The organism is Thalassotalea atypica (assembly GCF_030295975.1).
GTDB lineage: Bacteria > Pseudomonadota > Gammaproteobacteria > Enterobacterales > Alteromonadaceae > Thalassotalea_F > Thalassotalea_F atypica.
This window is the reverse complement of sequence record NZ_AP027364.1, coordinates 1598165-1611078: the sequence shown is the minus strand read 5'-3', so window position 1 is coordinate 1611078 and position 12914 is coordinate 1598165. Positions and strand designations below refer to the sequence as shown.

11 protein-coding genes are annotated in these 12914 nt (G+C 40.8%); 1 reads left to right on the top strand and 10 read right to left on the bottom strand.

Going from position 1 to position 12914, the window contains the following annotated elements; all coding sequences use genetic code 11:
* Positions 1-36: 36 nt before the first annotated feature.
* On the bottom strand, positions 37-840 hold the full coding sequence (locus QUE03_RS07460) for a substrate-binding periplasmic protein (protein WP_286266701.1): 804 nt from the start codon (positions 838-840) through the stop codon (positions 37-39).
* A gap of 115 nt (positions 841-955) precedes the next feature.
* Between QUE03_RS07460 and QUE03_RS07455 the strand changes: the two genes are divergently transcribed.
* A complete protein-coding gene (locus QUE03_RS07455; protein ID WP_286266698.1) occupies positions 956-2299 on the top strand; it encodes an anti-phage deoxyguanosine triphosphatase in 1344 nt (447 codons plus the stop codon).
* Positions 2300-2361: 62 nt separating this feature from the next.
* Here the strand turns inward: QUE03_RS07455 and QUE03_RS07450 are convergent, their stop codons facing one another.
* From QUE03_RS07450 to seqA, 9 genes are all read right to left on the bottom strand, one after another.
* Positions 2362-2742, bottom strand: coding sequence for a VOC family protein (locus tag QUE03_RS07450; RefSeq protein WP_286266694.1), 381 nt, complete (start codon positions 2740-2742; stop codon positions 2362-2364).
* Between the two features lie 22 nt (positions 2743-2764).
* Positions 2765-4603: a protein kinase domain-containing protein gene (locus QUE03_RS07445; protein ID WP_286266692.1), complete on the bottom strand. Its 1839-nt coding sequence runs from the start codon at positions 4601-4603 to the stop codon at positions 2765-2767.
* A gap of 339 nt (positions 4604-4942) precedes the next feature.
* Positions 4943-6517 (bottom strand): dihydrolipoyllysine-residue acetyltransferase, encoded by a 1575-nt coding sequence (locus QUE03_RS07440; RefSeq protein WP_286266690.1) that lies wholly within the window; start codon positions 6515-6517, stop codon positions 4943-4945.
* A 9-nt stretch (positions 6518-6526) separates the two neighbouring features.
* Positions 6527-7504 carry an alpha-ketoacid dehydrogenase subunit beta gene (locus tag QUE03_RS07435; RefSeq protein ID WP_286266688.1) on the bottom strand — a complete coding sequence of 326 codons (978 nt, stop codon included), beginning with the start codon at positions 7502-7504 and terminating at the stop codon, positions 6527-6529.
* 2 nt (positions 7505-7506) lie between these two features.
* On the bottom strand, positions 7507-8688 hold the full coding sequence (locus QUE03_RS07430) for a thiamine pyrophosphate-dependent dehydrogenase E1 component subunit alpha (protein WP_286266686.1): 1182 nt from the start codon (positions 8686-8688) through the stop codon (positions 7507-7509).
* A 416-nt stretch (positions 8689-9104) separates the two neighbouring features.
* Complete coding sequence (gene astE / locus QUE03_RS07425; RefSeq protein WP_286266685.1) at positions 9105-10157, bottom strand: succinylglutamate desuccinylase; 1053 nt, start codon at positions 10155-10157, stop codon at positions 9105-9107.
* An 85-nt stretch (positions 10158-10242) separates the two neighbouring features.
* A complete protein-coding gene (locus QUE03_RS07420) occupies positions 10243-10569 on the bottom strand; it encodes a hypothetical protein (protein WP_286266681.1) in 327 nt (108 codons plus the stop codon).
* 2 nt (positions 10570-10571) lie between these two features.
* Positions 10572-12218, bottom strand: coding sequence for a phosphoglucomutase (alpha-D-glucose-1,6-bisphosphate-dependent) (gene pgm, locus QUE03_RS07415; RefSeq protein ID WP_286266679.1), 1647 nt, complete (start codon positions 12216-12218; stop codon positions 10572-10574).
* Between the two features lie 8 nt (positions 12219-12226).
* The gene (gene seqA / locus QUE03_RS07410; protein WP_286266677.1) at positions 12227-12775 is read right to left on the bottom strand and encodes a replication initiation negative regulator SeqA; all 549 of its coding nucleotides are present in this window, start codon (positions 12773-12775) and stop codon (positions 12227-12229) included.
* Positions 12776-12914: the final 139 nt, after the last annotated feature.

Here is a 12914-nt window from a genome sequence, read left to right as displayed (position 1 = left end):
TTTGGCATTTTAGACGTAATAAAAGATACTAGGTGGTTAGTGCATTACTTTAGAAAATTGTCCTTTATCGTCCTGATAACGAGCGAGAATTTCCAAATATTGTCCATTAGATTTTAACTTGGCAACGCCTTTGATAAATTTATCACGGATGATCTTATCCCTAAAGCCTGCGACATAACCTCGCATAGGGAAGATGTGGTGAACTGAAACTGATTTATTGTAAATGCCGCCTCGCCTTATTTTACGGAAATAATTATAAATATTGACATCAGCAATAACGATGTCCGATTTATTTTCAAAAAGGTTACGCATTTGTTTAAATTGATCAGCAAACTCCTGGTAATGGCACGATTGCGCAATTGCTGCCTGATACTCGGCCCCTAAGAATTTAGTCGCATTTTGGAATGCTGCGACACGCTTGCCGCTCAAATCCATTACTTGCTCAATAGAGAATTTATTCGCACTTAAGCTTAATGCGACATTTTCATAAAAAATATAAGGGTTAGAAAAATGAATGCCATCAAGCTCTTGCGTCTCACGCATAGTAATAATGCCATCAAAATTCAATTTTTGATAACTTGATTGATGCCGAGCAAGAGGAACATGAACAAAATTGACCTCAATTTCACTCAATTTGAACGCTTCTCGTATGATTTCTAGCTGTAGGCCTTTACCATTTTCTTCAATAATAAAAGGCGGCTTAACCATTCCTGCAATTAACGTAACAACTTCACGATCATCAAACGGTTTACTATAAGACATCGCACAATAGCCAGCGACGAAAAAAGCAACACTAGCTAGCAGAGTTATCCGATTTTTAATCCATTTTAACTTACTCAACAAAATTCCTTATTGCACAGCGCCGTACATCTTGATAAATGTAATAGCACAGGACTGTTTAATACAACTTAATTTAAACGACTCTCATTTAATTATTATACTAGAAGAGTGCAAAATGCAAAAATCATGGTTAGATCGTCGTTTGAATAAAGTAAGTGAACGTCAACAAGATCACCGCAGCCCTTTTCAACGGGACAGAGCAAGGATATTACATTCAGCCGCCTTTCGGCGATTGCAGTCGAAAACACAAGTCATTGGTAGTGGTCAAAGCGATTTTTATCGTACACGCTTGACCCATTCGCTCGAGGCCTCTCAAATAGGCTCCGGGATTAGTTCTCAATTACGGTCAAAATACCCTGAACTAACAAGCCAGTTTTTTCCTGACGATGATACTTTAATTGAGTCTATTTGCTTGGCACATGATATCGGTCACCCGCCCTTCGGTCACGGTGGTGAAGTGGCGTTACATTATATGATGAGAGAGCATGGTGGGTTTGAGGGGAATGGTCAAACGTTAAGAATCGTATCAAAACTAGAGCCTTTTAGTGAACATCATGGTATGAATTTGTCACGTAGGACTTTACTTGGCTTGATAAAATACCCTCAAACGCTTGATGTATTACAAAATAAACCTGATGTCATTGAGCCAACAAATTTACGTGGATTGAAAGCCAGTGATTGGCATCCTCCTAAAGGATTGTACGTTGATGATAACGATATAATCGATTGGGTTTTTTCTCCACTTAGCGAAAGCGATCGAGCCTTATTTCAATCCATTAAGAAAAGAGAGCATCAACACTTTAAGACCGTCTACAAATCACTTGATTGTTCGATCATGGAACTAGCTGATGATATTGCCTATGGCATTCATGACCTTGAAGATGCAATTGTAACCGACGTAGTGAATCGCAATGACTTTGACGAACATGTAATTGAAAAGCTTAAAAGTATTGATGACAAATGGTTGGTGCAATATTGCGATGGACTGACCGAAAGAATGTTCTCGGCACAACATCACCTGCAAAAGGACGCAATTGGCGGCTTGGTAAATTACCTTATTACCGCAATTGAACTTAAACTAGTTGATACTGGTGACGGGCAATTTATCGAGCCTTTATTAAAATACAATGCACAGCTCCCATCAGAAAAAGCTAAAGTACTGCAAATATTCAAAGACTTTGTCTTTCAATTTGTTATCAAACAACCGTCTATTCAGCGAATAGAATATCGCGGACAACAAATTGTCATGGAATTATTTGAGGCACTTGCCTCAGATCCAACTCGGCTACTTTCACCGAATACTGTTAAAAGGTGGCAACATGCGGGTGAAAAAGGTGAAAACCAACATCGCATTATTGCAGATTATGTCTCAGGAATGACTGATGATTATGCAACAAAACTGTACCAAACACTGTTCTTGCCGCTTAATACCAGCTCACACCCAGAATCTACAATGTAGTGCCCCTATTATTAGCCAGCTCTTAAAATAATGATATAGATTGCTGACAATTCCAGACCGTATTAACCTTTTTGATACAAAGCACAGGCAGCGCCAGCGGGATCTTTGATAACAACATATTTGTCTTTGCCCATGGTTTTAATCGGTGTGACTAAATGACCTCCCTGCAATTTTACTTGTTCAGTCGCACTGGCCACGTCTTCCACTAAGAAATACGGGAGCCACATCGGTGGCAAATCTTTGTTGCCACCACGTGCATGGCAAATACCGCTAACAGCCTGCCTTGACTCTGCACTTATCATGGTAAAGTCTTCGTACTCACCCATTGATACTGCTTCGCTCTTCCATCCAATTACGTCTTGATAGAAAGACTTTATCTCCTCTGCGTTATCAACAGTTAGATCTAACCAAGCCTGTTCACCTGTTTGCTGATTTTCCATCATGATTCCTTACTTAAGTTAACGTCTAGTCATTAATTACTTTTCTGGGGTTTTTCGGATAGTACTTTTCTGGCAATGTATTTAGGTGTTCAAAGAAACGTGTGTCTTTATATGGAAGCTTCATAAACCCAGAAATACCGTTACCTTTAATTGTAGGTAGTAATTTCATTATGTTATCTAAACATTGCGCAAACTCTTCACGTTTCTCATGGTTTAATAGCATCAAATAGCTATGAATTTTCAAGTGAGTCGGCAACACCTCAAAAATAATACAACCGGTGTGATGAATTAAATTCAATTTAGCAAGCTCCGCCATAATAACGTCAGGTAGGTACAAATATTCATCCGGATCTTTCCCGTCCTCAAAATACGAGTGTAGCTTGGTAATATCGTCAAGCTCGGGAACCACACTGACGTCAAATGGAATAAATTGCTCAAACGTAGGGACAAAAGACTCTTTTTCATTATCACGTTCCACATGCAGCGTATTACGGGCGTTAAACAGGCAGCTTTTAAACATACCAACCCTGAAAATGCCTTGCGCTAAATGAACCATATTATTCACCGCACTATGAAAAGACGCTTTTAGAGATGGATTAAACATGGTCAAATTGGAATCTATATAAACACCATCTTTTTCCCAACGTATGGCGAGGCCACCAACAACGGGAAAGTTTCCCAATCTACTCACAGCAGCAATAAACGCTTTTTCTGTATCCCCCATGCCCATTAAGTAATTCTTGTAGTATTTTTCTAATTGGACATCATCAACTGTAGAAAGGGCCTCTCCTTCACTTTGTTCGCGCAGAAACGATTTTCGAGAGCCATAGACCACGGTATCGATTAACTCATCATCTAGTGTTGATTTACACCACACAGGGATCATAGGCTCTGATGGCACTATTGCTTTAGGTTTTGCCAACACCAATTGTTTTAAGTAGTGCAAATTATTAAAAAAATAGTCGCCCGCTCGGGCACGAGTTTGATCATTACCACTAAGCATGCCGTCTATCATTTTTGCCAACACTCTTGGTAATCCCAATGCGCTGGCGGAAATCACATCTTTGCCATATCGACATGATTGCCCTGATGCCAGCGCATACAAAGTTGCAGCGAGACCTTGTTCATCAAATCGTGGCGAAGACAGTCCACCATTAAGCTGTTCCGGTCCTATAAAGTAGACATCACCAAGCCTTGCGTTACTGTTTTGCAAATCACTGCTCATCAAATCCATGACGTTAGTGGCTGTACTTTGGCCATTAACGTCTTGCTGCGCGGCAACTGACGACCCCCAATCCACTAAATAAACTTTGTCAGTGGATTCATCATAAACCACATTCGACGGTTTAATATCGCCATGTACGTATGGCTTATTGGTTGAGTGAAGACTCGAATTACGCAAATAGATCAGTATTTCACCCAGTTGAATCGCAATATTAACAACCAACTCTGGCAACAAAGGGCCATGAAGATGAGAATACTCTTCTAAATTAATGCCTGGAGCACGGGTCATCTGTAAAATACATTGACGTTTGATTTTTCGATATTCAATTACTTGTGGAATGCGGCTATGGTGTAGGTGTTGTTGAATATCAGCTTCTTCTTCTAACCTGTCTTGAACATGTTGCGGTAGGTTTATTCTAGAGAATTTAAAGACAAATTGATGCTGCTGCTCATCTTCTCCAGAAAAAACAAAACCGTATGCGCCTTTACCGACCAGTTCAATATTTTGATAACCCAATAACGATAATTGCTGTTTGCAGAGTTCAACCCAGCGTTTAAGTTTGGTTGCGTCTTTCTGGCTCAATAAATAAATAGATTGCTCTTCAGCAATATAAAAGTGTTGCAACTTTTTCTCGGCCAATGGTTTACCTACCGTTTATGATTTTTCTTGATTGTAGCGCTTATCGATGTCCAGTCTACAGGTTAATTAAATTAACGTATTCTAATCATCAGCTTTTGTCATTAAATTGTCATATTCATCGACTACGATGAACAACAGTCATTCGCCGTACACTTTAATTTGTAAAGTGGTTTAGCAAATTTTTGTAATTCTTAATTCGCATTCACGACTCTCCCGTCTTGTTGATGCTTAGCCCTACTACGGTAGGGCTTTTTTTATGCTACAACTACAAAAAAGCCTGACAAATAAAAAATGTCAGGCTTTTTTTAATAAGCAAACTCAATAGGCTAATTAAGCCGTTTAGCTCATCGCCACTAACATTGAGCTTGGATCTTCTAGGTATGACTTCCAAAGATTGCTAAAACGAGCAATGGTCCCGCCATCTATCACACGATGATCGCCAGACCAGCTCACTTGCATAATTGAACGTGCAACTACATTTCCTTGATCATCAAAACGAGGAAGTTTTTGCAATTTACCTAGTGCAACAATAGCAACTTCTGGTTTATTAATGATCGGTGTAGCAACCGTACCACCTAACGCACCAATGTTAGATATTGAAATTGTGCCGCCTTTAATGTCGTCCGGACTAACACGGCCAGAGCGTGCATCATTGGTCAAACGCGTAATGTCTTGTGCTAAGTCAATGATGGTTTTAGTTTGCACTTGCTTAACATTAGGCACTAGCAAGCCAACTTTTGAATCTACTGCCATGCCAATATTATGATCGTCAAAATAGGTCAATTCAGTGCAGTCATCGTTCACCTGAGCATTAACAACAGGGAACTCTTTTAACGCTAATGACATTGCTTTCATAAAGAATGGCATCATCGTCAATTTAATGTCCTGCTTAGCGTACTTCTCTTTTAACTTAACGCGTAGTGCAATCAAATCAGTCATGTCTATTTCTTCGCAATAAGTGAAATGCGGAATAGATGAAACAGAAGCAACCATAGCTTTCGCCATAGCGGCTTTTACGCCACGTATAGGCTCAACTCGAGTGCCACCAATAACAGGCGCAGCTGCTGTGACTATCGTTTCTTCAGTAACCACAACAGCACCATTATCATTAAACGAAATCACATCTTCTTTATACACACGGCCTTTTTTACCGCTGCCAGGCACTTGATGAATGTTAACCCCTAATTCACGGGCTACGCGTCTAACGGCTGGGCTAGCGATGGCTTTAGAGTTACCTTCTTTTGCTTTAACTGGTGTTGTAGCTTGCGCATTAGTAGCAGATTTTTCTGCTGGGGATGCTTTAGCAGGTTCATTTTTAGAAGCCACTGGCATAGTTGTTGACGGCATCACGTTACCATCACTTATACGTTCTATGGCAAATAAAGGAGCGTGTACTTTTGCTATTTCACCTTTGGCGTAGTAAAGCTTAACCACTTTACCTGAATGCATAGCAGGAATTTGTACCAGCGCTTTATCGGTCATTACATCAGCAACAGGTTGATCTTCTTCAATTTCATCACCTTCACCAACCAGCCACTCAACCAGTTCGCATTCAACAATACCTTCACCAATATCAGGCAAGATAAAGTCTTCCACTTGAGTGCCTCCCCCATTAACAGGCGCTGAATCAACTGAATCTTCAACAACAGACTCAACTGGTGCAGCAACGGCTTCTCCGTCAGGTGTCATCGCAAATAGTGGCTGGTGTACTTTAGCAATGTCGCCTTTTTGGTAATATAACTTCTCAACTACGCCAGAATGCATAGCAGGGATTTGGACTAGTGCTTTGTCAGTCATAACATCAGCAACAGGCTGATCTTCTTCGATACGTTCACCTTCAGTCACTAACCATTCAACTAGCTCACATTCAACGATGCCTTCGCCAATGTCAGGTAAAATAAAATCTATACTCATGATCAGTTCCTAAAAATTTACTGTTCGTTTTATCGCTTCAAACACTTTCAAATGGTCTGCCATATGTTCACGCTCTAGTGATAGTGGGTACGGTGTATCAACACCACAAACACGAGCTATGGGCGACTCTAAATGTAAAAAGCACTCACTTTGAATCGTCGCTGCAATCTCACCAGCAAAACCTGCCGTTAAAGGTGCTTCGTGGCTAATTAATAAACGACCCGTTTTCATTACTGAGTTGGCAATCGTTTCTACATCCCAAGGTAGGATGCTGCGTAAATCAAGCACTTCACAAGAGATACCTTCAGCTTCAGCCATTTCTGCCGCTTTTTCGATGATTTCCATCTGAGCGCCCCAAGCTAATAGACTGATGTCAGCCCCCGTTTTAACCACTTCAGCTTTACCCAGTGGTAATTGATAATCATCTTCTGGTACTTCACCTACCGAGGCGCGGTATAAACGTTTTGGTTCAAAGAAAATAACAGGGTTATCATCGCGAATAGACGCTAACAACAAGCCTTTTGCTTGATAAGGATTACGCGGCACAACCACTTTTAAGCCTGGTGTATGAGCAAAATAAGCTTCTGGTGATTGACTGTGGTATAAGCCACCAGCGATACCGCCACCGTATGGGGTACGAATGGTTAATCGTCCAACGTCAAATTGGTTACCACTGCGGTACCTAAATTTAGCTGATTCATTAACAATTTGATCAAATGCTGGGAAAATGTAATCAGCAAACTGGATTTCGGCGATGGGGCGTGAGCCTTGCGCCGCTAAACCATTGGCAAATCCCATGATACCTTGTTCAACTAGCGGGGTATTGAAACAGCGTGCTTTGCCATATTTCTCTTGTAATCCACTGGTTGCGCGGAATACGCCGCCAAAATGACCAACATCTTCACCAAAACAAAGGGTTGAATCATCTTCAGCCATGGCAATATCGAGTGCATTATTAATCGCGTGTAATAAGTTCATCTGTGCCATGATTAAATTCTCCCCGCTGTAAATGGATAGGCTTCTGGGTATTTCTTGATGTGCTCTTTAAGCTCATCCAATTGATCTTGAAGATGCTTAGGCACTTCGGCATATACATCAGTCACTAGATCTTCAACTGGCGGTTTATCAATTTTTTCAGCAACTTTTACAGCAGCTAATATTTCTTCACGTAAGCGCGCAAATATTTCATTTTCTTGTGCTTCACTCCACCAACCTTGAGCGATCATCCAAGATTTAAAGCGAGCAATAGGATCATGCTCTTGCCATTTTGCTTCTTCTTCTTTGGTGCGATATCCGGATGGGTCGTCTGAGGTAGAATGCGCACCTAAGCGGTAAGACATGGCTTCAATGATAACGGGCTCTTCGCTTTCGAGGGCATGTTGACGAGCTAACTGCACAGCTTTAATGACAGCTAAAATATCATTGCCATCAATTCGAATTGTTTTAATGCCGTAACCGACACCACGAGAGGCGATACCGTTACCCACATATTGCTCGTCAGACGGCGTTGAAATGGCATAACCGTTATTTCTACAGAAGAATATCACCGGTGCTTTGTGCACCGCTGCCATATTCAGGCCAGCATGGAAATCCCCTTCTGACGCAGCTCCTTCACCAAAATAACAAATAGTCACTGCATCTTTACCTTGCAGTTTTTGACCGTAAGCATAACCTGCTGCTTGCGGAATTTGTGTACCTAGTGGTGATGAAATGGTCATGTAGTTCAACTCATTACTGCCGTAGTGAATAGGCATTTGGCGACCTTTACCCAAGTCTTTCTCGTTAGAGAACATTTGGTTCATGAAATCTTCTAAGGCGAAACCACGGAAAATCAGGCAACCTTGCTCACGGTACTGCGCCATGATCATGTCTTGATCTTCCAACGCAGCTGCCCCTCCCACAGTAGTGGCTTCTTCGCCTAAAGCACTCATATAAAAACTTAAACGACCCTGACGCTGCGAGGCTATCATTCGTTCATCTAACACACGATGAAAAACTAGCGCTTCATACGCCTTAACAGCTAATGCTTGCTCTAATTCTGGCAATTGTGCATCAGGATAGGTTGTACCATCTTGTTTAAGGATTTTAAGGATTGGAATTTCTACTGAATGACCATCAATAAAAGCTGGCGAGTGAACCACTGGCCCTTCTTTATAAATATCAGTGTTCATAGCGTTCTCTTCGTTAGGGCAAACAATCAAATTTTGTTTGCATAAGCCGCATCAAAAGTTGCATTAAGTATAGTCAGCAATACAAGTTTAGATGAGCGAATTGTTATAGCTTGTTGTAATGCGTAAGACTTTACCTTTACGTAAACTGAGTTTCAAGCAAGTGGATAAGAACCCACTATTTTTGAGGTGCTAAGTGCTCAGAAAAGTTTACAGATGAGCTTTCATTATCAATAAACTGCTGAATAAACCAACATAACACGGTCAAACAATCGTTAACTTTCCATCACAAATATTAATTAACAAAAACTGCATAATTAAATGTTCAACAAATTAAAAAGTAAAAGAATGTACTTATAAAAAAAGGCTGCTGATTTAATCAGCAGCCTTAAGAAAAGCAATACGTTATATGTTTGGCATTAAATAGTAGTCGGCTTGACTGTTAATAATGCCCGTTGGCCTAAGGCAACATCGGCATTTGGAAAGATGATCGCCTCACCCTCTGTTCTTACTTTATGCTCAATATCACCATCTGTTGCTAGCACAAAGCCAAGGGGAAAATCCGTGAAGTTTTCAACATCATCCGCAAAATGTAAAACAAAATCTTGAGTTTCACGGTTGATGGTCTGATCGATTTCAAAAATATTAAAGTCATTCGCTTTATAAGGTGTTGTATCAAGTGCTTGCCCAGACACAAAACGAGTTAGTGTTTGTTTAACCGCTGCAAACGATGCCATATCGTTTTCACCAAATGGTCTCACTTTGCCTAGCTCAACCGTAAAGGCGTCGGCACCAAAATTATTTGACGAAAAGTAGCTAAAGGTAGTGGTTGGCGAGTGTGAAAGTAATATAGTACTGACATCACATGCGGCAAGAAATTCCAATTGTGAAGTTTTCCAAGGACTACCATGTCTAAACGGATAAACAGCAAACTTGTCATTTTTAGAGCCACGAATTGCTGTATGTAAATCGTAGTGGTATCGCTCTCTATTACCTGATAAGCCGTGCTCTGTGAAGAACTCAGTAACTGTTTGCTCTAACTTTTTCGCGCGATGGCGCTCTTTGTTAATTAAACCGCCGTCACTGTGTGCGCCAGAGAACAGACGATTTAGGTTTTCTTCAACAAAACGTTTTCCAATATTCATTGAAGCCGGGTTTCCAAATAAAAACAACACACGCTCAGCAAGGTGCAACTGCCCTTTTATTAGCTTTTCAATGAGCTCCGCACAAATTTCAATTGGCGCCGTTTCATTGCCATGAACTGCGCATGACAACACGATATCTTTGGTAGATGTTCGATCAATAGGTTCGAATAAGATAATCCCCGTATCTAGAACACTTACTGTTGATTTGGTGTTTGTTGCCTGGTGAATAACGTCAAAGGAAAATGATTCCGGGATTGACCACTCGTTTTCACGAGTTAAGCTGAGAAAGTCGCCAGAGGCTTGTAATTGATGTTGTAATGATTGCACGGGAACTACTTTTTGAATAAACTTGGCTGTATTGTACTCGAATTTAACCGTAACGAGAACTCGCCCCCCAATTTAGAGCAACTTATTAATGAGTAATAAAATTGCTTTCCATTATAATTACAATACTTTCAGGGGTTAATACCGCTGTATCTTGCTTTTCAGAAGAGTATATATCGCCGTCTTTATTTCCTAAAGCAACTTCAACAACATCGGGCTCGGCATCCCTTAATAGAAAAACAATTTTCTTATTAAGCGCAACCGCATCAATAGTCACGGCATCAGCCGCCATGCCTTGTTTGCGTAATACTTTATCCATGATACCGATAACCGTATCTACTTTTTGATGGCGTTGAGTGAAAAGATCATTGGCTTTTGCAATCACTTCCGCCAATTCATTAAGTGCGGGCGTCATAACTACAGACCCGCCGCTTTAAATACATCGCCCACTATCGATTGCGCTTCTTCGATAATTATTTCTAAGTGCGTTTGGTCAATAAAGCTCTCAGCATAGATCTTATAAATATCTTCAGTACCAGAGGGACGAGCGGCAAACCAGCCGTTGTCAGTTTCCACTTTTAATCCACCAATAGCAGCGTTATTACCGGGTGCATGGCTAAGTACTTGAGTTATTTTTTCGCCCGCAAGTTCAGTTACCGTGATCATATCAGGGCTCATGTTAGTCAGTATTTTCTTTTGCATACTGCTCGCCACAGCCTCAACACGGCCATAACAAGGCTTGCCCAGTTCATCAACCAGCACTAAATAATGCTGATAAGGATCTTTTCCTGTTACCGCTAAAATTTCAGCAGCAAGCAGCGCCATAATAAAACCGTCTTTATCCGTGGTCCAACAGCTGCCATCTTTTGCGATAAAAGAAGCTCCAGCACTTTCTTCGCCGCCAAATGCGTAAGTTGCATCTTGCAAGCCATCTACAAACCACTTAAAGCCGACTGGCACTTCGGCCAGAGGTTTGTTTAATTTTTTTGCCACGCGATCGATTAATGAACTAGACACTAAAGTTTTACCAATTTTGGCTTTTGCAGGCCAATCTCGGTTAGTCATCAGATAATTGATGGCAACGGCAAGGTAATGATTGGGGTTCATTAGACCGCCCGATTTAGTGACAATGCCATGGCGATCAAAATCAGGATCATTACCCACGGCGATATCAAATTTATCTTTTAGTTCAATCAAGCCGGCCATCGCATAAGGAGATGAGCAATCCATGCGAATTTTTCCATCTTTATCTAAAGGCATAAACGCAAAGCTAGCATCAACTACAGGGTTTACGACATCAATATTTATACCATATTTTTTGGCGATAACAGGCCAATATTCGATGCCTGAGCCACCTAAAGGGTCAACGCCAATGGTCACCCCTGCTTTTGCGATGGCTTGCATATCGATGACCTGATCAAGCTGATCAACATACAATTGAATAAAGTCTTGTTTAAACAGTAATGAAGAAGCCATTGCCTCTTCAATAGCGACATCAAGCACTCCTTCAAGTTCTGCTGCTAATAATTCATTGGCACGTTGTTCAATAACTTTGGTGATGTCACCTTCAGCAGGACCACCATGAGGAGGATTATATTTAATTCCCCCATCCGCTGGCGGGTTATGAGACGGCGTAATGATCAATCCGTCAGCCGTTGTGGTTTGTGTTTGATTATGGCTAATTATCAGACGGGAAATGACAGGTGTAGGTGTATAACCTTCATCAGCTTGAATAACAACAGGAACATCATTAGCAATTAATACGGAAATTGCTGTGTTAAATGCGGGCTCAGACAATGCGTGCGTGTCTTTACCCAAATAGAGAGGACCATCAAAGCCCTGTTTTTTTCTGTACTCAACAACAGCTTGCACAATCGCTAAAATATGATTTTCATTGAAGCTTGATTTTAAAGAGCTACCACGATGACCCGATGTTCCAAAACTTACTTGTTCTGTTTCATGGTTAACATTCGGTGTTTTCAAAAAATAATCACTGACCACTTTTGGAATGTTAATTCTATCTTCTGGTCGCGCTTTCTTCCCTGCATGCTGATGAACTGTCATTTTACTTCCTATAATAATTCTCGAATTTTTTCGGCATCACTAGCACTGTAATTTAAGGCGACAGCAACTTCAGTTAACATCATCTTTTTACGTGTTGTATTTGAATTAGTGATCACCCAATATTCACTTTCTGGGATCTGACGTGGCTTCGTACTGCTGCCCGTTTCAGCCAATGCTTTTTCACTGTCAGCGAAATAAAGGCGATCACGACCACGGATGTTACACACAGCTGAAAACTTATCTGCATGTACACGATGCAGTGCTGCAAGGATCAACAAGAAACGTCCTACAGCGCCGCGCTGCATGGCTAATTCTTCTTTATTAATATGATCAAATACAGAACCATGGTTTTCAACATTCGTGTCTTTCTCTGGAACAGAAGACTTTACAGCCTCAGACTTAACTTCAAGCTCAACGACAGGAGAATTTGACGTAGTTACAGCATTTGAATCTAATGCCAATAATCGACGTAAAATGGAAGATGCACTTTCACCAATAAACTCGGTTTTACTGGCAATGTACTGATAAAGCTCTTCGTCTATTTCAATGCTTTTCATTTATTATCCCGGATTTTTTATAAGCGCGATGATTATACTTAGCAATGCGTCATCTCTCTAGAGTAAAATACCTAAGATTTCATATTTATTTTTCAAGTCTGTTAAATTCATTGCAAGTAAATGAGAAAGCAACGACAAT

Coding starts and splice junctions, on each gene's coding strand:
- pgm (WP_286266679.1), bottom strand. CDS start 12,218: ATGACAGTTCATCAGCATGCAGGGAAGAAAGCGCGACCAGAAGATAGA.
- seqA (WP_286266677.1), bottom strand. CDS start 12,775: ATGAAAAGCATTGAAATAGACGAAGAGCTTTATCAGTACATTGCCAGT.
- QUE03_RS07420 (WP_286266681.1), bottom strand. CDS start 10,569: ATGACGCCCGCACTTAATGAATTGGCGGAAGTGATTGCAAAAGCCAAT.
- QUE03_RS07430 (WP_286266686.1), bottom strand. CDS start 8,688: ATGAACACTGATATTTATAAAGAAGGGCCAGTGGTTCACTCGCCAGCT.
- QUE03_RS07450 (WP_286266694.1), bottom strand. CDS start 2,742: ATGATGGAAAATCAGCAAACAGGTGAACAGGCTTGGTTAGATCTAACT.
- QUE03_RS07455 (WP_286266698.1), top strand. CDS start 956: ATGCAAAAATCATGGTTAGATCGTCGTTTGAATAAAGTAAGTGAACGT.
- QUE03_RS07440 (WP_286266690.1), bottom strand. CDS start 6,517: ATGAGTATAGATTTTATTTTACCTGACATTGGCGAAGGCATCGTTGAA.
- QUE03_RS07435 (WP_286266688.1), bottom strand. CDS start 7,504: ATGGCACAGATGAACTTATTACACGCGATTAATAATGCACTCGATATT.